At 57.1% G+C, this 18988-nt stretch carries 16 protein-coding genes; 11 read left to right on the forward strand and 5 right to left on the reverse strand.

All coding sequences use genetic code 11. The annotated features are described in order from the left end of the window. Positions 1 to 59 precede the first annotated feature (59 nt). Complete coding sequence (gene rtcR, locus DXXMK7_RS20985) at positions 60 to 1649, forward strand: RNA repair transcriptional activator RtcR (protein ID WP_038920692.1); 1590 nt, start codon at positions 60 to 62, stop codon at positions 1647 to 1649. A gap of 10 nt (positions 1650 to 1659) precedes the next feature. Beyond that, positions 1660 to 2574: a ribonuclease Z gene (rnz, locus tag DXXMK7_RS20990; protein WP_038920693.1), complete on the forward strand. Its 915-nt coding sequence runs from the start codon at positions 1660 to 1662 to the stop codon at positions 2572 to 2574. A 95-nt stretch (positions 2575 to 2669) separates the two neighbouring features. On the opposite strand, the gene DXXMK7_RS20995 is transcribed toward rnz, so the two are convergent. Next, positions 2670 to 3512, reverse strand: coding sequence for a 23S rRNA (adenine(2030)-N(6))-methyltransferase RlmJ (locus DXXMK7_RS20995; RefSeq protein ID WP_038920694.1), 843 nt, complete (start codon positions 3510 to 3512; stop codon positions 2670 to 2672). Positions 3513 to 3882: 370 nt separating this feature from the next. Here DXXMK7_RS20995 and DXXMK7_RS21000 point away from each other — a divergent pair, with 370 nt between their 5' ends. The 5 genes from DXXMK7_RS21000 to DXXMK7_RS21020 all read left to right on the forward strand — a co-directional run bounded on the left by DXXMK7_RS21000 (position 3883) and on the right by DXXMK7_RS21020 (position 9597). Continuing rightward, entirely contained in the window at positions 3883 to 4167 is a 285-nt protein-coding gene (locus tag DXXMK7_RS21000) for a DUF2623 family protein (RefSeq protein WP_038920695.1), read from the forward strand. A 146-nt stretch (positions 4168 to 4313) separates the two neighbouring features. Next, positions 4314 to 6356, forward strand: coding sequence for an oligopeptidase A (prlC, locus tag DXXMK7_RS21005; protein ID WP_038920696.1), 2043 nt, complete (start codon positions 4314 to 4316; stop codon positions 6354 to 6356). After that, positions 6353 to 7105: a 16S rRNA (guanine(1516)-N(2))-methyltransferase RsmJ gene (rsmJ, locus tag DXXMK7_RS21010; RefSeq protein ID WP_038920697.1), complete on the forward strand. Its 753-nt coding sequence runs from the start codon at positions 6353 to 6355 to the stop codon at positions 7103 to 7105. Before prlC ends, rsmJ begins: the two co-directional genes overlap by 4 nt. 195 nt (positions 7106 to 7300) lie before the next feature. Then, positions 7301 to 8485 (forward strand): MFS transporter, encoded by a 1185-nt coding sequence (locus DXXMK7_RS21015; protein WP_038920698.1) that lies wholly within the window; start codon positions 7301 to 7303, stop codon positions 8483 to 8485. Positions 8486 to 8733: 248 nt separating this feature from the next. Then, on the forward strand, positions 8734 to 9597 hold the full coding sequence (locus DXXMK7_RS21020) for a hypothetical protein (protein ID WP_038920699.1): 864 nt from the start codon (positions 8734 to 8736) through the stop codon (positions 9595 to 9597). A gap of 129 nt (positions 9598 to 9726) precedes the next feature. Here the strand turns inward: DXXMK7_RS21020 and gyrB are convergent, their stop codons facing one another. From gyrB to dnaA, 4 genes are all read right to left on the reverse strand, one after another. Then, positions 9727 to 12138: a DNA topoisomerase (ATP-hydrolyzing) subunit B gene (gene gyrB / locus DXXMK7_RS21025; protein ID WP_038920700.1), complete on the reverse strand. Its 2412-nt coding sequence runs from the start codon at positions 12136 to 12138 to the stop codon at positions 9727 to 9729. A 17-nt stretch (positions 12139 to 12155) separates the two neighbouring features. Further along, the gene (gene recF, locus DXXMK7_RS21030) at positions 12156 to 13241 is read right to left on the reverse strand and encodes a DNA replication/repair protein RecF (RefSeq protein ID WP_013320098.1); all 1086 of its coding nucleotides are present in this window, start codon (positions 13239 to 13241) and stop codon (positions 12156 to 12158) included. A gap of 150 nt (positions 13242 to 13391) precedes the next feature. Beyond that, positions 13392 to 14492 carry a DNA polymerase III subunit beta gene (dnaN, locus tag DXXMK7_RS21035; RefSeq protein WP_033568156.1) on the reverse strand — a complete coding sequence of 367 codons (1101 nt, stop codon included), beginning with the start codon at positions 14490 to 14492 and terminating at the stop codon, positions 13392 to 13394. A 4-nt stretch (positions 14493 to 14496) separates the two neighbouring features. After that, positions 14497 to 15885: a chromosomal replication initiator protein DnaA gene (gene dnaA, locus DXXMK7_RS21040; RefSeq protein ID WP_174213722.1), complete on the reverse strand. Its 1389-nt coding sequence runs from the start codon at positions 15883 to 15885 to the stop codon at positions 14497 to 14499. 674 nt (positions 15886 to 16559) lie between these two features. Between dnaA and rpmH the strand changes: the two genes are divergently transcribed. From rpmH to yidC, 4 genes are read left to right on the forward strand one after another with little or no spacing between them, the layout of a single operon-like run. Next, positions 16560 to 16700 (forward strand): 50S ribosomal protein L34, encoded by a 141-nt coding sequence (rpmH, locus tag DXXMK7_RS22205; protein ID WP_004093983.1) that lies wholly within the window; start codon positions 16560 to 16562, stop codon positions 16698 to 16700. Between the two features lie 18 nt (positions 16701 to 16718). Continuing rightward, positions 16719 to 17078, forward strand: a complete 360-nt coding sequence (gene rnpA / locus DXXMK7_RS21045) for a ribonuclease P protein component (protein ID WP_013320101.1) — start codon at positions 16719 to 16721, stop codon at positions 17076 to 17078. Then, positions 17042 to 17299: a membrane protein insertion efficiency factor YidD gene (gene yidD, locus DXXMK7_RS22210; RefSeq protein WP_013320102.1), complete on the forward strand. Its 258-nt coding sequence runs from the start codon at positions 17042 to 17044 to the stop codon at positions 17297 to 17299. Before rnpA ends, yidD begins: the two co-directional genes overlap by 37 nt. 2 nt (positions 17300 to 17301) lie before the next feature. Beyond that, positions 17302 to 18933 carry a membrane protein insertase YidC gene (gene yidC / locus DXXMK7_RS21050; protein ID WP_038920702.1) on the forward strand — a complete coding sequence of 544 codons (1632 nt, stop codon included), beginning with the start codon at positions 17302 to 17304 and terminating at the stop codon, positions 18931 to 18933. The last annotated feature ends 55 nt before the right edge of the window (positions 18934 to 18988 follow it).

Raw genomic sequence — 18988 nt, forward strand, 5'->3', positions numbered from 1 at the left:
AATTATTAACCTGATAAAGTAATATCTTAAAAGATAAGGACTTATAAAAAGAGATAAGCATGAAGCGTAGAGTCATGATTGGTGTACTAGGCACTGCACTGGATAAACGGGGGAAAAGGCAAAACCGCTGGAATAGATGGCGACCGACCATCGCGGCTTGTCAGCAGCCGGATTTACCGATTGATCGACTGGAGTTGTTATATCAACCACGCAGTCTTGGACTGGCGCAGCAGGTTCAGGAGGATATAAACCAGATATCGCCCTCCACCACCGTCAACCTGCATGAGGTTGAGCTAAAAGATCCCTGGGACTTTGAGGAGGTGTACACCACATTTCTTGACTTCGCCGCTCACTATCCGTTTGATACGGAACACGAGGAGTACCTGATACATATCACTACCGGTACTCATGTGGTACAGATTTGCTGGTTTCTGCTGACGGAAGCACGCTATCTCCCAGCCCGTTTACTACAAACCAGTCCATCAGACCACGACGACGAAACGCCTTCTCCAGCCGGACAGTACACCGTCATTGACCTCGATCTCAGCCGCTATACTGCGATTACCAGCCGCTTTCTGCGGGAACAGCAGGCATCCGTCTCATTTCTGAAAGCCGGCATCGCCACTCGTAATGCCACGTTCAACCGAATCATCGACCATATTGAACAGGTTGCGCTACGTTCTTCCGCCCCGATTCTGCTGACCGGCCCCACAGGTGCGGGCAAATCCTTTTTGGCTGAGCGTATCTACCATCTCAAAGCATCACGCCATCAGGTCAATGGAAAATTTGTCGCTGTCAATTGCGCCACGCTGCGTGGCGATAATGCGATGTCTACACTATTTGGTCATGTGCGCGGCGCCTTTACCGGCGCGCAACAAGCCCGTGCTGGGCTGTTGCGCGAAGCCGATGGCGGAGTGCTGTTTCTGGATGAAATCGGCGAGCTGGGATTAGATGAACAAGCCATGCTGCTTAAAGCGATAGAAGAAAAACGCTTTCTGCCATTCGGTTCTGATAAGGAAGTAAACAGTGATTTTCAATTGATTGCGGGCACCCACCGGGACATGCCACATTGGGTGGAGAATGGACATTTTCGTGAAGACCTTTATGCACGCATCAATATGTGGACGTTCCCGTTACCAGGGCTGGCCCAACGGCGTGAAGATATCGAACCTAATCTGGATTTTGAGTTACACCGTTTTGCTCAGCAGCAGCAAATCCAGGTCCGGTTTGATAAAGAGGCACGCCAGCGTTTCCTGACCTTCGCCTGCTCGGAGCAAGCCAGTTGGCGAGGCAACTTTCGCGAACTCGGTGCCAGTGTGCACCGCATGGCCACATTCGCTACTCAGGGTCGCATTAACATCGCACTGGTGGACGAGGAAATCCAACGTCTCAGGCAGCAATGGCGTGGTAAATCCGCCAGCAACACGTTGCCTACCGAAATCGGCGAACTGGATATCTTCGAACAATGTCAACTTGAACAGGTTCTGGAGGTATGCCGAAATACCCACAGCCTGTCAGAAGCGGGACGTACGCTGTTTGCCGTCTCGCGCCAGCAGAAAAAACAGCCTAATGATGCCGACAGGCTGCGCAAGTATCTGGCTCGTTTCGGACTGAATTGGGACAGCCTGAAAGACACATCGCCGTTATAAAGGATTTTGCATGGAACTGATTTTTCTCGGCACCAACGCGGGCGTGCCAACCAAAGAGCGTAATGTCACCAGCATCGCGCTCGATCTGCACGGCATTCGCCCGGCGTTCTGGCTGTTTGACTGCGGCGAGGGCACCCAGCAACAGATTCTGCGCACCCCGGTCAAACCTGGCAAACTGGAGAAGATTTTCATCACCCATCTGCACGGCGATCATCTGTTCGGGCTGCCCGGCCTGCTCTGCTCGCGTTCCATGGCGGGCATCGAGACGCCGCTGACGCTTTACGGCCCGGCCGGGCTGAAAACCTTCGTTGAAACCGCGCTGACGTTGAGCGGTTCCTGGCTCACCTATCCGCTGGAGGTGGTGGAGGTCGTTCCCGGTACGGTGTTCGAGGACCATCAGTTGCGGGTGACGGCGCATGAGCTGTCGCACACCCTGTATTGCGTGGGATACCGTATTGAGGAACGTCCCAAACCGGGCCCGCTGGACGTGAATAAACTGGCGGCGGAGGGCGTCAAACCCGGCGCCTATTTCCAGCAACTGAAACGCGGGGAAACGGTGACGCTGGACGACGGACGGGTGCTGAACGGCTGGGATTACGTCGGCCCCGGTCTGCCGGGCAAGTCGCTGGCTGTCTTCGGCGATACCCGCCCGACGCCGGAAGCGCTCAAACTGGCCGCCGGTGTCGATGTGATGGTGCACGAAGCCACGCTGGAAGGGGCGATGGCGGAACGCGCCAACGAACGCGGGCATTCCACCACTTTGCAAACCGCCGCCGCCGCGCGAGACGCCGGCGCCAGACGGTTAATTATCACTCACTTCAGCGCCCGCTACGGCCAGGAAGATCTGGAACGGCTGCGTCAGGAATGTCAGACGCTGTTCCCGGCTACCGAGGTCGCGACCGATCTCGCCACCTTTCGGGTATAGCGCCGGGCGGCACTTAGAACCTATCGCCATAGGTTCTAAGTGCCAATATAGGTTCTAAGCGCCAATATAGATTCTAAGCACCAATAGGAAAGAGCTTACTCCGGCACCACCCACTCGACGCGCGTGTGGCCGGTACCGCCGGGCACCAGCGCCTGATGCAGCCACGGCAGCACGCTTTTCATCTGGGATTCCAGTTTCCACGGCGGATTGATGACAATCATGCCGGAGGCGGTCATGCCGTGACGGTCGCTGTCCGGCAGCACCGCCAGCTCGATTTGCAGGATATTACGGATACCAGTGCCTTCCAGGTCTTTGAGCAGGCGCTTGATATGCTGACGCAGCACCACCGGATACCACAGCGCGAATACGCCGGTGGCAAAACGGCGATAGCCTTCCTGAATGCCTTTCACCACCGCCTGATAATCGGTTTTCAGTTCATAAGGCGGGTCGATCAGAATCAGCCCGCGGCGCGACAGCGGCGGCAACTGAGCTTTCAACTGCTGGTAGCCGTCCTCGCGCACCACCCGCGCCCGATCGTCACGCAGAAATTCCTGACGCAACAGCGGAAAGTCGGTGGGGTGCAGCTCGGTCAGATGAATTTTGTCCTGCTCGCGCAGCAACTGACGGGCAATCAGCGGCGAGCCGGGATAATAGCGCAGCTTATCGCCGGAATTATAGGAACGCACCACCTGCATGTACGGCTCCAGTTCCGCCGGAATATCGTCCCGCTGCCAGATGCGGCCAATGCCGTCGAGGTATTCGCCGGTGCGCTCGGCGTGTTCGCTCTGCAACTGATAACGGCCTGCGCCGGAGTGCGTATCCAGATACAGGAACGGTTTGTCCTTCTCTTTCAGCGCGGTAATGATCAGGCTCTGGACAGTGTGTTTCAGCACGTCGGCATGATTGCCGGCATGAAAACTGTGGCGATAACTCAGCATAAAGTGTGGATTTCCGGTCAATGAGGGCGCGTTTGCCGCTAATCGCCATAGTATACCCTAAATAATTCGAGTTGCAGGCAGGCGGCGACGCAGCGAATCCCCAGGAGCTTACACAAGTAAGCGACTGGGGTGAGCGACAACTCTGCCGGGAGCAGATTTGAACGCGGCTCGCTGCGGCCCGTAGGGCGAGGCCCAGGGATGGGCCGAGTAATAAAGCCAACACACCTGCAACTTGAAGTCTGACGGGTATATAAACGGTTAGCGTCGCAAAATAACCCGACAATCACTGCGATCCGTCATCCGGTACTGCAATAACGGAGCTTTTTCGATATATAATCGTTTATATATCGACTACCCGGAAACGACCTTCATGAAAAACCACTTTGGCGACGGTATTCTGGCAGGGTTGCAAGCCTCCACGCCGCAATCGATGAGCGACATCCGTCATTACTGCGACGATTACCGCCGCGGCTACGTCTGCGGCTACGCGCATCAACGGGCCTCGCAACGGGGCAGACAACAGGCCGCGTTCGAAGCCGGGCAGCTGTGCCGCCGTTACGGGCTGATGCGCGATATCGTGGCGGAGTTCTTTACCGACGTCAGCAACCCGTCGCTGGTGGCATGGTTTTACGCCGGTTATAACCAGTCATCCTGAATCTCTTCGTCCGCGATGCGATGAGTGACGCTTTTTTCCGGCCGGCGTTGCGCACTGGTGGTACTCGTGATTGTGCCCTCGGCCATTGATTTTCCCTTCATTACCCCCCATGTTAAATCATCATCAACACATTTCAGGACTGTGCCATGACCAATCCATTGCTTTCCTCCTTTACCCTGCCGCCGTTCTCCCAGATTCAGATTGAACACATCCTCCCTGCCGTGCAGGCCGCGCTGGACGACTGCCGTCAGACTGTCGAGCGCGTGGTGGCGCAGCCGGGTCCGTTCACCTGGGATAACCTGTGTCAGCCGCTGGCGGAAAGTGATGATCGGCTGGGGCGGATTTTCTCGCCGGTCAGCCACCTGAATTCGGTCAAAAACAGCCCGGAACTGCGCAGCGCCTACGAACAGTGCCTGCCGCTGCTGTCCGAATACAGCACTTGGGTGGGTCAGCACGCCGGGTTGTACCGCGCCTACCGCGACCTGCACGACGGCGAGCATTACGCCGGCCTGAGCGTGGCGCAGAAAAAAGCGGTGGATAACGCCCTGCGCGACTTCGAACTGTCCGGGATTGCGCTGCCGCCGGAACAACAGAAACGCTACGGCGATATCGCCTCCCGCTTGTCCGAGCTGGGCTCGCAGTTCAGCAACAACGTGCTGGACGCCACCATGGGCTGGACCAAACTGATTACCGACGTCAACGAGCTGAGCGGTATGCCGGAAAGCGCGCTGGCGGCGGCCAACGCGCTGGCGGAAGCCAAAGAGCAACAAGGCTGGCTGCTGACGCTGGATATCCCGAGTTATCTGCCGGTAATGACCTACTGTTCCAATCAGGCGCTGCGCGAAGAGATGTACCGCGCCTACGTGACCCGCGCGTCCGAGCAAGGCCCGAACGCCGGTAAGTGGGACAACAGCGAGGTAATGGCACAAACGCTGGCGCTGCGTCATGAACTGGCGCAGTTACTGGGCTTCGCGAGCTTCGCAGACAAATCGCTGGCCACCAAGATGGCGGAAAACCCGCAGCAGGTACTGGATTTCCTGACCGACCTGGCCAAACGCGCCCGCCCGCAAGGGGAGCAGGAACTGGCGCAACTGCGCGCGTTCGCCAAAGAACACTTCGGCGTCGATGAACTGAACCCGTGGGACATCACCTACTACGCCGAGCAGCAGAAACAGCACCTGTATTCCATCAGCGATGAACTGCTACGCCCTTACTTCCCGGAACCATGCGTGCTGGAAGGGCTGTTCGAGGTGGTGAAACGCATTTACGGCATCACCGCCAAAGAGCGTCAGGGCGTCGACGTCTGGCATCCGGAAGTGCGCTTCTTCGATCTGTTTAACGATAGCGGCGAATTGCTGGGCAGCTTCTACCTTGACCTGTACGCCCGCGAGCACAAACGCGGCGGCGCCTGGATGGATGACTGCGTAGGCCGCCTGCGCAAAGCCGACGGCGAACTGCAAAAACCGGTGGCGTACCTGACCTGTAACTTCAACCGCCCGGTCAACGGCAAACCGGCGCTGTTTACCCACGATGAAGTCACCACCCTGTTCCACGAATTCGGTCACGGGTTGCACCATATGCTGACCCGCATCGATACCGCCGGCGTATCAGGCATCAACGGCGTGCCGTGGGACGCCGTCGAGCTGCCGAGCCAGTTTATGGAGAACTGGTGCTGGGAGCCGGACGCGCTGGCGTTCATTTCCGGTCACTATGAAACCGGCGAGCCGCTGCCGCAGGCGATGCTGGACAAGATGCTGGCCGCCAAGAATTATCAGGCGGCGTTGTTCATCCTGCGTCAGTTGGAGTTCGGCCTGTTTGATTTCCGTCTGCACGCCGGTTATGACCCGGCTAAAGGCGCGCGCGTGCTGGAGACGCTGGCGGAGGTGAAAGCGCAGGTTTCCGTGGTGAAAAGCCCGGAATGGAACCGTTTCCCGCACTCCTTCAGCCACATCTTCGCCGGCGGTTACGCCGCGGGTTACTACAGCTACCTGTGGGCCGACGTGCTGGCGGCGGACGCTTTTTCCCGCTTTGAAGAGGAAGGCATTTTTAACCGCGACACCGGCTTGTCGTTCCTGGAGAACATTCTGTCCCGCGGCGGTTCCGAAGAGCCGATGGAGCTGTTCAAACGCTTCCGCGGTCGTGAACCCAAACTGGACGCCATGCTGAAGCACTACGGCATTCAGGAATGAGGATTGGTTTACTGACCGAAGCCGGCGCCGACCCCGAGGCGCTGGCGGTACTGGCCCGGCGCTGGGGGCTGGAGAACGACGCCGCCGCATCGCTGGCGCTGGTGCTCACCCCCGAGAGGCTGGAACTGCGTAAATGCGACGAGCCGAAGCTGGGCGCCATCTGCGTGGATTTCGCCTCCGGCGCGCTGGCGCACCGTCGCCGCTTCGGCGGCGGACGCGGCGAAGCGGTCGCCAAAGCAGTCGGCATTAAAAAAGACTATCTGCCCGACGTAGTAGACGCCACCGCCGGCCTCGGCCGCGACGCCTTTGTGCTGGCGGCGCTCGGTTGCCGGGTGCGGATGGTTGAACGTCACCCGGTAGTGGCGGCACTGCTGGATGACGGTCTGCAACGCGGTTATCAGGACCCGGAAATCGGCGGCTGGCTGTGCGAGCGCCTGACGCTGGTGCATGCCTCCAGCATTGACGCGTTGTCCGCGATTACCCCGCCGCCGGACGTGGTCTACCTCGACCCGATGTTTCCTCATCGGCAGAAAAGCGCCTTGGTGAAAAAGGAGATGCGGGTATTTCAGACACTGGTGGGTGCCGACGATGACGCCGATGCCCTGCTGGCGCCGGCACGCCGTCTGGCGAAAAAGCGGGTGGTGGTCAAACGCCCGGACTACGCGCCGCCGCTGGCCGGCGTACCCGCCCAGTCCGCGCTGGAAACCAAAAGCCATCGGTTTGATTTTTACCTGCCGCTGGCGGAGTAACGCCAGGTTCTGGCTGCGCCTTTTAACCGCCGCAGCCAGACACCTTGTTTTCCGCAATCGACCGTCCTGCCGCACCCACGCTAATTTTAAAACCCTCACCCATAAAAGATAGACGGCTAACCGTTCTGGCGATATGTTAACCTTATTGCTGAATCCATCCTTGCGCGCCCGCGCATTTAATCTATTAAAATAACGATGAAAATAAATAAGTTACCACTACTGACACAGGTTTCTGCCGCTCACTGGGTTAGTCATTTTCACATGATGGTGCTGCCGGCGCTGATGCCGCTGATCTCGGCGCAGCGCGGCATCAGTTACGTGGAAATCGGCGTTGCACTCGGCGTATTCAACGTTGTCTCCGCTATTGTGCAGACGCCGATCGGTTTCGCCGTCGACCGCATCGGGCCGCGCCGCACGCTGATCGCCGGGCTGACGCTGGGCAGCCTGTGCTTCCTGTCGCTCGGCCTGTTTACCAGCTACAGCTGGATGCTGACAGCCATGGCGCTGGCAGGGCTGGCCAACGCGGTCTATCACCCGGCCGATTACGCGCTGCTGTCGCGTGGCATCGTCGAAAACCGCATGGGGCGCGCCTTCTCGGTCCACACTTTTTCCGGTTTCCTCGGCACCGCCGTCGCCCCCGCTGTGCTGCTGGCGGTCGCGTCCGTCACCAGCATCGAATTCGCGTTTGTACTGTCCGGGATATTCGGGTTGCTGACCGTACCGATGCTGCTGGGCGAACGGGAAGCGCCACCTTCCGCCGCCGCGCAGAATAAGCACAGCCAGGCGCCCAAGGTGGCGGTGTTCACCCTGCCGATTCTGTCGCTGCTGGTGCTGTTTATGCTGCTCAACCTCAGCACCAACTCGATTCAGAATTTCTCGGTTACCGCACTGGTGAACGGCTACGGTATGCCGCTGACCGAAGCCAACCTGGCGCTGACCGCGTTTCTGTTTACCAGCGCCTTCGGCGTGCTGGCCGGCGGCTCGCTGGCGGACAAAACCCGTCACCACGGCATGGTCGCCACCGGCTCGCTGGTCATTACCGCCGTGCTGGTCGCCATCGTGGCGATGTATGCGCTGCCTTCGCTGGCGACCATCCTGATTCTGGCCGTCGCTGGTTTTCTTTCCGGTATTATCGCGCCGTCGCGGGATATGCTGGTGCGTAACGCCTCGCCGGCCGGCGCTGAAGGTCGGGTATTCGGCGTGGTCACGACCGGTTTCAATATCGGCGGCGCCGGCGGCCCGGTGGTGTTCGGCTGGCTGCTGGATCAGGGCCACCCGTCCGCCATTTTTTGGTCGGCGGTAATCTTTATGGTGGTTACCGCCGTGATGGCGCTGGCGCAGGAACTGTACAGCACCCGGCAGCGGATACCGGCAATCTAATAGCGGAAGATTGCATCACTTTGAAAAAATGGCTTTTTTTTGCCAGTCCACTGAGACTTGATTCACCAACTGGAGAATGGAAGCCCTATTTTTTCCAGCAACATGTATCTTGACGCATATACATAGAATTTTATTCGCATGTGCCATAAGATGGTGCATATATTGTCTACGTTTTAAGACTTATGCCTCCAGCGCCCCAATTTATACTCTATCGTATCGCACAGGCAAAAAATAAAGAGGAAGTACCGATGACAGAGTTAGTAGAAAATCAACCAAGCAAGAATACTTTTAATCTTCGTGTCGTTCCCTGGTGGACGGATGGACTCTCGACCTTCCTCAATAATGTTTTTAAATGGTATCCTGCACTTATTGATCACCCGATGCAGGCGCTTGAATTTGGCGGTGGCAATTCAACATTTTACCTACTGGGCAAAGGCATAAACGTTGTCACGATCGAAAGCGATGATGCATACATAAAATTTCTGGTTGATGTATCCAATAGCATCGGATACAAGGCAACAAGCTGTGATGCCAAAGACTTCGACAAAAGCCAATTCTCTAACTTCAATCTTATTGTGATAAAAGCATCCAGCATAGCTGAAACTGATGGCATTATTCATAAGACAAATTGGGATTTTATTATCGATGATGGTATATCCCGAAAAGAAGTTTTGCAGGAAATTCAAAATTCATCACTAAATACCATTATTATTCTCGACAACGTCGAATATTGCGCAAACTGGGGTCGTCTGGATAGAAGCAGCGCTAAACCTGATCTCATTAAAGTCTACCGTGGTATATTACGGGATAAAAACTGGCGTAACTATATTTTTGAAATGCCAGAAGGCCGTGGTGGCAGAGGAAGCGCGGATAAGACTGGTTGGGAATCACCGCACCGATGGTTATCCGCTATTTTATGGCCAACCGAACATTTATTTTCAGAACTGATGCTCTCAAATATCGGCATGCCGCTGGTTAATCCTCAAGGTATTGAGGATAAAGATATTGAGAGCCTGGGAGAGCGCTGCCCGTTTGACTGGAAAGAAATGAAATGGCTAAGTACTTCTTTCCCGGAAAAGCTAGATCTCAAGCTGGAAAGGAAATTCGATTAAATTAGAAGTGGCTGTACAAACAGCCACTTTATTTCAAAAAATGAAACCAGCACAACTATCTCTTACAAAGCTCATATCTGAAAAAAAAACCCTGTGCGACGACAGGGTTTTTACCATCACGAGTTTCTATCAGATATCAATATTCGCCGCTTTCAGGGCGTTTTCTTCGATAAAGGCGCGGCGCGGTTCAACGGCGTCGCCCATCAGGGTGGTGAACAGCTCGTCGGCAGCGATGGCGTCTTTCACCGTCACACGCAGCATACGGCGGCTTTCCGGGTCCATCGTGGTTTCCCACAGCTGTTCCGGGTTCATTTCGCCCAGACCTTTATAGCGCTGAATCGCCAGACCGCGGCGTGACTCTTTCACCAGCCAGTCCAGTGCCTGCTCGAAGCTGGCGACCGGCTGTTTGCGCTCGCCGCGCTCCACGTAGGCGCCATCTTCAATCAACCCGCGCAGTTTTTCGCCCAGCTGATTGATTTTGCGGTACTCATTGCCCTGCACAAACGCCAGATCCAGCGCATAATCCGAATCCACGCCGTGGGTACGCACCCGCAGCACCGGTTCATGACGCTCGTTCGACTGACGCAGCAGGAAGCTATAAGTACTGCCGTGCTGCTCTTTCTCGTTGAGATAGTGAATCAGCGAGTCAATCCACTGCTGAGCCTGCGCCTGATCGTTCAGCATCGCTTCCGTCAGAGTCGGCTGATAGACCAGCGCATTAAGCAGCGCGCGCGGATAGCGGCGCTCCATACGGTCGATCAGCTTCTGCACGCCGTAGTGATCCGCCACCAGTTTCTCCAGCGGCTCGCCCGCCAGCGCCGGTGCGTGAGCGTTGGCGTGCAACGTGGCGCCGTCCAGCGCCAGCATGATCTGGTACTGGTCCATCGCCTCATCGTCTTTGATGTACTGCTCCTGCTTACCTTTCTTCACCTTGTACAACGGCGGTTGAGCAATGAACACATGGCCGCGCTCGATGATTTCCGGCATCTGGCGGTAGAAGAAGGTCAGCAGCAGGGTACGAATATGAGAGCCGTCGACGTCCGCATCGGTCATGATGATGATGTTGTGGTAACGCAGTTTGTCCGGGTTGTATTCGTCGCGGCCGATACCGCAACCGAGCGCGGTGATCAGCGTCGCCACTTCCTGCGAAGACAGCATCTTGTCGAAACGCGCTTTCTCCACGTTCAGGATCTTGCCTTTCAGCGGCAGAATGGCCTGATTCTTACGGTTACGGCCCTGTTTGGCGGAGCCGCCCGCGGAGTCCCCTTCCACCAGGTAGAGTTCGGACAGCGCCGGGTCACGTTCCTGACAGTCCGCCAGTTTGCCCGGCAGGCCGGCCAGATCCAGCGCGCCTTTGCGGCGGGTCATCTCACGCGCCTTACGCGCGGCTTCACGGGCGCGGGCGGCGTCGATGATCTTGCCGACCACGATTTTGGCGTCGTTGGGGTTTTCCATCAGGTAGTCCACCAGACGGTCGTTCATCAGCGATTCCACCGCCGATTTCACCTCTGAAGACACCAGCTTGTCTTTGGTCTGGGACGAGAATTTCGGATCCGGCACTTTCACGGACACCACGGCAATCAGCCCTTCGCGCGCGTCGTCGCCGGTGGCGCTGACTTTGGCTTTCTTGCTGTAGCCTTCCTTGTCCATGTAGTTGTTGAGCGTACGGGTCATGGCAGCGCGGAAGCCGGCCAGATGAGTACCGCCGTCACGCTGCGGAATATTGTTGGTAAAGCAGTAGATATTTTCCTGGAAACCATCGTTCCACTGCATGGCGATTTCCACGCCGATGTCGTCTTTTTCGGCGCTGAAATAGAACACCTGCGGGTGGATCGGCGTCTTGTTGCGGTTCAGGTACTCGACGAAAGCTTTGATACCGCCTTCGTAGTGGAAATGATCGGCCTTGTTCTCTTCGCGTTCGTCGCGCAGGCGGATGGACACGCCGGAGTTGAGGAACGACAGTTCGCGCAGGCGCTTGGCCAGAATGTCATATTCAAACTCGACCACATTGGTGAAGGTTTCCAGACTCGGCCAGAAACGCACCGTGGTGCCGGTGGTGTCGGCGTCGCCCGTCACGCTCAGCGGCGCCTGTGGTTCACCGTGGCGGTATTCCTGACGATGCACCTTGCCTTCGCGGCGGATAACCAGTTCCAGCTTCTCGGACAGGGCGTTCACCACCGATACCCCCACCCCGTGCAGACCGCCGGACACCTTGTAGGAGTTGTCGTCAAACTTACCGCCTGCGTGCAGCACGGTCATGATGACTTCAGCGGCGGACACGCCCTCTTCTTCGTGGATGCCGGTAGGAATACCACGGCCGTCGTCCTGCACCGATACCGAGTTGTCGGCATGAATGGTGACGACAATATCTTTACAGTAGCCAGCGAGCGCTTCGTCGATAGCGTTGTCCACCACCTCGAATACCATGTGGTGCAGACCGGTTCCGTCATCCGTATCACCGATATACATCCCCGGGCGTTTACGGACCGCATCCAGCCCTTTTAATACCTTGATACTTGAGGAGTCATAAGAATTCGACATCAACGTTTCTCGCTCATTTAGTCCTGTGATTGAACGGTTATTTTACCCTGTTCCACGCGGAACATCTTGCCATTTTCGCCCACCATGTCGCTAATCTGCTCAGCGGTAATGGCGCTGACGAACACCTGCGCCTGCGTCGCCTTCAGCCGCTCGGCCAGCAGGCGGCGACGGGTGCTGTCCAGTTCGGAGGCGAAGTCGTCGATCAGGTACAGGCACTTCAGGCCGTTTTGCCGGGTAAGAAACTCCCCCTGCGCCAGCCTGAGCGCGCACATCAGCAACTTGAGCTGGCCGCGGGACAGCATGTCCTCGACCGCCACGCCGCCGGCGCGGATGCGAAAATCGGCCTTGTGCGGCCCCAGCGCGGTATAGCCCAACTGCCTGTCGCGCTCGAAATGGCGCTCCAGCAGTTCAGCGTAGTCGCTCTCTTTGTCCCAGCCGCGCTGGAAGGAAAAACTCAGGGAAAATTCCGGTAAAAACTGAGCGCAGGTGGAACCGATATCCGCCGCGATGGCGGCACTGTAGTCGGCGCGCCACTGGCTGATGCCCTCGGCTAACGGCACCAGTTCCCGATCCCAGGCGCGCAGTTGCCCGTAATGGCTGACCTGACGCAACGCCGCGTTACGCTGGCGCAACAGCCGCTTGAGGTTGCTCCAGGCGCTGAAAAAACCGGGTTCGTTGTGAAAACAGCCCCAGTCCAGAAAGGCGCGGCGATATTTAGGGCCGCCGTTAAGCAGGGTAAAGCCTTCCGGGGTGATCAGTTGGATAGGCAGCAATTGCGCCAGCTCCGCCACTTTGTGGCCGTCGCTGCCGTCGATGCGCACAGTGCTGTCGCCGTCGCGGTTCTTGCTCAAGCCCACGGAACGCTCGCGCTCCTGCCCCTCAATACGGCCGTGCAGAATAAATTCGGCCTGCTCGTGGCGAATCACTCTGGCAGCCTGAATACTGCGAAACGCCCGCCCGTGCCCCAGCGTGTAGATGGCTTCCAGCACGCTGGTCTTGCCGCTGCCGTTGGCGCCCACCAGAAAATTGAAGCCGGGAATCAGCGCCAGATCGGCCGATTCGATATTACGGAAATCGCGGATAAGAAGACGGGTCAGCGCCATGTTACAACCATTCTGCTTGATTTCTTGCCCATACCGGACGTTTTCGCACGCTCACGCCACCATCCCGATAACAACATCTCGATAACAACACGCCGCACCTGATGGCGCGGCGTGTGAAAACGAGCAAAAGCGGACGCCCGCCGCGCGGGATTACAGACGCATCGGCATGACCACGTAGGCCGCCGCCTGACTGGCCGCATCCTCGATCTGGACGCTGGACACCGAATCGGTCAGCAGCAGACGCACGTCTTCGCATTTCAGCGCGTTGAGCACATCCAGCACGTAGCTGACGTTAAAGCCGATTTCCATCTCCGTGCCGCCGTATTCCACATCCAAAATCTCTTCCGCCTCTTCCTGTTCCGGGTTGTTGGCGGTGATCCGCAACTGGTTCTGGTTCAGGTACAGCCGCACGCCGCGGAATTTCTCGTTCGACAGGATCGCCGCACGGGAGAACGCCTGACGCAGCAGGTCGCAGCTCGCTTCCAGCGTCTTGTCCGGGTTTTTCGGCAGCACGCGGCGGTAATCCGGGAAGCGGCCATCCACCAGTTTGGAGGTAAAGATAAAATCGCCGACATGGGCGCGGATATTATTGCTGCCGATCTGTAACTGCAGCGGCGTATCGCCGCCATCCAGCAGACGCACCAGTTCCATCACCCCTTTACGCGGCACGATCACCGAATGCGACGGCAGCGACTGCCCGACCGGCATGGCGCACACCGCCAGACGGTGACCGTCGGTCGCCACGGTGCGCAGTTCTTCGCCGCCGGTTTCAAACAGCATGCCGTTCAGGTAGTAACGCACATCCTGATGCGCCATCGAGAACTGGGTGGCTTCGATCAGGCGTTTCAGCGTCGCCTGCGGCAAGGTGAATTCCACCTCGCTCTGCCAGTCGTCCAGATTGGGGAAGTCCGCCGCCGGCAGCGTGGACAAAGAGAAGCGGCTACGCCCGGAGCGCACCAGCATCCGATCCCCTTCCAGAGTGACGGAAATCTCCGCGCCGTCCGGCAGACCACGGCAAATATCGAACAGCTTGCGGGCCGGAACGGTAGTCGCGCCCGGTTCATGGGGCTGCGTCAGCGCCAGATGCGCCACCATCTCCATTTCCAGATCGGTACCGGTCAGCGATAACCGACCTTCGCTGACCTGCAACAACAGGTTGCCCAGAATCGGCAACGTCGGTCGCCCGCCCAGCGGGCTGCTGACCTGTTGCAACGGTTTTAACAGATGCTCACGCTCAACGATAAATTTCATGATGTTATGACGATAAGGTTCGGATTAAATTGGAAAAATCTTCTTTGATGTCGTGACTTTCCTCGCGCAGCTGCTCGATCTTGCGACAGGCATGCAGCACGGTGGTATGGTCACGGCCACCGAACGCGTCGCCGATCTCCGGCAGGCTGTGGTTGGTCAGCTCTTTGGCCAGCGCCATCGCCATCTGACGCGGACGGGCCACCGAACGTGAACGCCGTTTGGACAACAGGTCGGCCACTTTAATCTTATAGTACTCCGCCACCGTCTTCTGAATATTGTCGATGGTGACCAGCTTTTCCTGCAATGCCAGCAGGTCGCGCAGCGCTTCGCGCACAAAATCGATGGTGATCGACCGGCCGGTAAAATTGGCGTTGGCGATCACGCGGTTCAGCGCGCCTTCCAGCTCACGCACGTTGGAACGCAGGCGCTTGGCGATGAAAAACGCGACTTCGCCCGGCAGGCGAATATCGTTTTCGTCCGCCTTCTTCATCAGGATCGCCACGCGGGTTTCCAGCTCCGGCGGCTCGATCGCGACGGTCAGCCCCCAGCCGAAGCGGGACTTGAGACGATCTTCCACCCCGTTGATCTCTTTAGGGTAACGATCCGACGTCAGGATGATCTGTTGGTTGCCTTCCAGCAAGGCGTTGAATGTGTGGAAAAACTCTTCCTGCGAACGCTCTTTATTGGCAAAAAACTGGATGTCATCGATCAGCAGCGCGTCCACGGAGCGGTAATAGCGTTTGAATTCTTCGATAGCGTTATTCTGCAACGCCTTAACCATATCCTGCACAAAACGCTCGGAATGCATGTACACCACCTTGGCATTCGGCTTGCGGGCCATAATGCCATTGCCCACCGCGTGCAGCAGGTGGGTTTTACCCAGGCCGGTGCCGCCGTACAGAAACAGCGGGTTGTAAGCGCCGCCGGGGTTGTCCGCCACCTGACGCGCCGCCGCGCGGGCCAGCTGGTTGGACTTACCTTCCACGAAATTGTCAAAGGTGTGCTTGGGGTTCACGTTGGAGCGGTAGGTATGCTCGGCCGGCGCCGCCGGGGTTTCCCAGCTCGGGCGCACCGGCGAAGCGGCGCGCGCCTGAGGCGCGGGTACGGTAGCGCTGTGGTGGCCGGCTGGAACGACAACAGGCGTCACCGGCTTGCTGCCGACTTCAAAACGCAGTAACGGCGCATCCATGCCGCAGAAATCATTCAACAGTCCATTGATATTATTGATGTATTTATCGCGCACCCAATCCAGTACAAAACGATTAGGGGCGTAAAGCGCCAGAGTGTTGTCACTCAGTTCCGCCTGTAACGGGCGTATCCACATACTGAATTCTGTGGCAGGTAACTCATCCTGCAAACGGGCAAGACACTGCTGCCAAAGCGAAAGTGACACGGCGGACTCCACTCGAACAAGGTCAATCAAGAAAAGGAACAGACGTTAGTTATGTAACTCATGATTTTTCAGGCACCCGGCTACGCATGGATAAGGCTGCGCCGGGGTGCGCCACGCGGAAAGCGGCTTTACCGTGACGATCCCGATCCTGGGATCGCTAGCGGGACGGCGGATCATAACCTAAACCACGCCAGAGATCTCCCCTTTCCACACAGTTTTGATCCTTTTTATCCACAGGCTCTTCTTATAGTATGCGCCAACTCCGGCTTTCCATACGGGCCGTCCGTGCGGTTACCCACAACCCGCCTGTAGATCCCAAAAAGGTCTTAAGCATAAACGTAATCGGGACGATCAGCGGTGATGCGGATCATGATCCCGCCGACAGGATCGCAGGCGGATCCTTGCGCTTTGTCGCAGAGTCCGTATAATTCCCGGCCTGCGCGTAGCGCCTGTTTTCTGTGCTGAGCGGACAGTTTTTGTGCTTAGCAGACGAAAAGTCCGGGACAACCGGAAAGTTTCAGGCGGGTAAAACGCGGATGTTAATTGACTCGGGACTGTACAATTATTACAATCCCGCCTCTTTATTATGCGATAGAGGCGTCGGTCACTTTTCACGCCGAGTAGCCAAACGCGTTTACTGTGAAGTCTTAAATCAAGTTTAGGTAGAAATCGCCATGAAACGCACTTTCCAACCGTCCGTATTGAAGCGTAACCGTAGCCACGGTTTCCGTGCTCGTATGGCCACTAAAAATGGTCGTCAGGTTCTGGCCCGCCGTCGTGCGAAAGGCCGTACTCGTCTGACTGTTTCCAAGTAATAAAAGCTAACCCTTCGAGTGGTTACGCTCGCTTTTCCCAGGGAGTTACGTCTGTTAACTCCCAGCCATTTCTCTTTCGTCTTCCAGCAGCCACAACGGGCCGGTACGCCGCAGATCACCATCCTCGGTCGCCCAAATACGCTGGGGCACCCTCGTATTGGTCTTACCGTCGCAAAAAAGCACGTCAGACGGGCTCACGAACGCAACCGCATCAAGCGCCTGACGCGTGAAAGTTTTCGTTTGCACCAGCACGAACTGCCCGCGATGGACTTTGTCGTCATCGCCAAAAAAGGGGTGTCTGAACTGGATAACCGTACGCTAACGGAAGCGTTGGAAAAATTATGGCGCCGTCACTGTCGTTTGGCTCACGCCTGCTGATTGGCCTGATACGCGGGTATCAACGCTTTATCAGTCCGCTACTTGGACCGCACTGCCGCTTTCAGCCGTCGTGCTCCCAATATGGCATTGAAGCAATACGCCGGTTCGGCATGATAAAAGGCAGTTGGTTGACGCTTAAACGCGTATTAAAATGCCACCCTTTGAACCCTGGTGGTGATGATCCCGTACCGCCAAAACCCGACAATAACAGAGAACACTAACGATGGATTCGCAACGCAATCTTCTTCTCATCGCTCTGCTATTCGTAACGTTCATGATCTGGCAGCAGTGGGAAACGGACAAAAATCCACCCGCGGCGACCCAGACCACGCAACAGGCGAATGGCGCTGTAGGCGATGCAGCCAACCAGGGCGTACCTGCCAGCGGTACGGGTAAACTGATCACCGTTAAAACCGACGTGTTGTCGCTGAACATCAACACTCGCGGCGGCGACATTGAAGAAGCCGACCTGCTGGCCTACCCGGCAGAGCTGGGTTCCAACCAGCCGTTCAAACTGCTGGAAACTACCCCGGCCTTTACTTATCAGGCGCAGAGCGGCCTGACCGGCAAAAACGGCCCGGACAACCCGGCCAACGGTTCACGCCCGCTGTACACCGCGCCGGCGGATCGCTTTGAACTGGCCGACGGCCAAAATGAACTGCGGATTCCGTTGACCTACACCGACGCCAACGGCGTTAGCTTCACCAAAACTTTCGTGCTGAAACGCGGCGAATACGCGCTGAACGTGGAATACGGCGTCAATAACGCCAGCGCCCAGCCGCTGGAGCTGACCCTGTTCGGCCAGTTGAAACAGTCCATTGATTTGCCGTCGCACCGCGACACCGGCAGCAATAACTTCGCCCTTCACACCTACCGCGGCGCGGCGTTCTCTTCCAGCGACGACAAATATCGCAAATACAGTTTCAGCGATATGAAAGAGAACCTGAATATCAACACGCAGGGCGGTTGGGTCGCCATGCTGCAGCAGTACTTCGCTACCGCCTGGGTACCGGCGGCTGCGGGTAATAACACGTTCTACAGCGCCAACCTGGGCAATGGCTTAGCCGCCATCGGCTTTAAGGCCACGCCGGTTATCGTACAGCCGGGCAGCCAGCAGAGCCTGAACGCCACCTTGTGGGTCGGCCCGGAAATTCAGGATAAGATGGCGACGGTCGCGCCGCATCTGGACCTGACCGTGGATTACGGCTGGCTGTGGTTCATCTCCCAGCCGCTGTTCAAACTGCTGAAGTTCCTGCACGGCTTTATCGGCAACTGGGGCTTCTCGATCATCGCCATCACCTTTATCGTGCGCGGCATCATGTACCCGCTGACCAAAGCGCAGTACACCTCGATGGCGAAAATGCGCATGCTGCAGCCGAAACTGCAGGCGATGCGCGAGCGTATCGGCGACGATAAACAGCGCATGAGTCAGGAAATGATGGCGTTGTACAAGGCTGAGAAAGTGAATCCGCTGGGCGGCTGCTTCCCGCTGCTGATCCAGATGCCGATCTTCCTGGCGTTGTACTACATGCTGATGGGCTCGGTGGAGCTGCGTCACGCGCCGTTCGCGCTGTGGATTCATGACCTGTCGGCGCAGGACCCGTACTACGTGCTGCCGATCCTGATGGGTCTGACCATGTTCTTCATTCAGAAGATGTCGCCGACTACCGTTACCGACCCGATGCAACAGAAGATCATGACCTACATGCCGGTGATCTTCACCGTGTTCTTCCTGTGGTTCCCGTCGGGTCTGGTGCTGTACTATATCGTCAGCAACCTGGTGACCATCGCCCAGCAGCAGCTGATTTATCGCGGGCTGGAAAAACGCGGCCTGCATAGCCGCGAGAAGAAATAACCGGTTGATTGCCCAATCAATCTCACTATAAGGCGGTCACTGACCGCCTTATTTT

Origin of the sequence: Dickeya sp. MK7 (genome assembly GCF_000406305.1) — a bacterium.
Taxonomy (GTDB): Bacteria; Pseudomonadota; Gammaproteobacteria; order Enterobacterales; family Enterobacteriaceae; genus Dickeya; species Dickeya fangzhongdai.

Bases quoted from the DNA above. Each gene is read 5' to 3' on its own strand.
- rtcR (WP_038920692.1), top strand. From the start codon at position 60: ATGAAGCGTAGAGTCATGATTGGTGTACTAGGCACTGCACTGGATAAA.
- rnz (WP_038920693.1), top strand. From the start codon at position 1,660: ATGGAACTGATTTTTCTCGGCACCAACGCGGGCGTGCCAACCAAAGAG.
- DXXMK7_RS20995 (WP_038920694.1), bottom strand. From the start codon at position 3,512: ATGCTGAGTTATCGCCACAGTTTTCATGCCGGCAATCATGCCGACGTG.
- DXXMK7_RS21000 (WP_038920695.1), top strand. From the start codon at position 3,883: ATGAAAAACCACTTTGGCGACGGTATTCTGGCAGGGTTGCAAGCCTCC.
- prlC (WP_038920696.1), top strand. From the start codon at position 4,314: ATGACCAATCCATTGCTTTCCTCCTTTACCCTGCCGCCGTTCTCCCAG.
- rsmJ (WP_038920697.1), top strand. From the start codon at position 6,353: ATGAGGATTGGTTTACTGACCGAAGCCGGCGCCGACCCCGAGGCGCTG.
- DXXMK7_RS21015 (WP_038920698.1), top strand. From the start codon at position 7,301: ATGAAAATAAATAAGTTACCACTACTGACACAGGTTTCTGCCGCTCAC.
- DXXMK7_RS21020 (WP_038920699.1), top strand. From the start codon at position 8,734: ATGACAGAGTTAGTAGAAAATCAACCAAGCAAGAATACTTTTAATCTT.
- gyrB (WP_038920700.1), bottom strand. From the start codon at position 12,138: ATGTCGAATTCTTATGACTCCTCAAGTATCAAGGTATTAAAAGGGCTG.
- recF (WP_013320098.1), bottom strand. From the start codon at position 13,241: ATGGCGCTGACCCGTCTTCTTATCCGCGATTTCCGTAATATCGAATCG.
- dnaN (WP_033568156.1), bottom strand. From the start codon at position 14,492: ATGAAATTTATCGTTGAGCGTGAGCATCTGTTAAAACCGTTGCAACAG.
- rpmH (WP_004093983.1), top strand. From the start codon at position 16,560: ATGAAACGCACTTTCCAACCGTCCGTATTGAAGCGTAACCGTAGCCAC.
- yidD (WP_013320102.1), top strand. From the start codon at position 17,042: ATGGCGCCGTCACTGTCGTTTGGCTCACGCCTGCTGATTGGCCTGATA.
- yidC (WP_038920702.1), top strand. From the start codon at position 17,302: ATGGATTCGCAACGCAATCTTCTTCTCATCGCTCTGCTATTCGTAACG.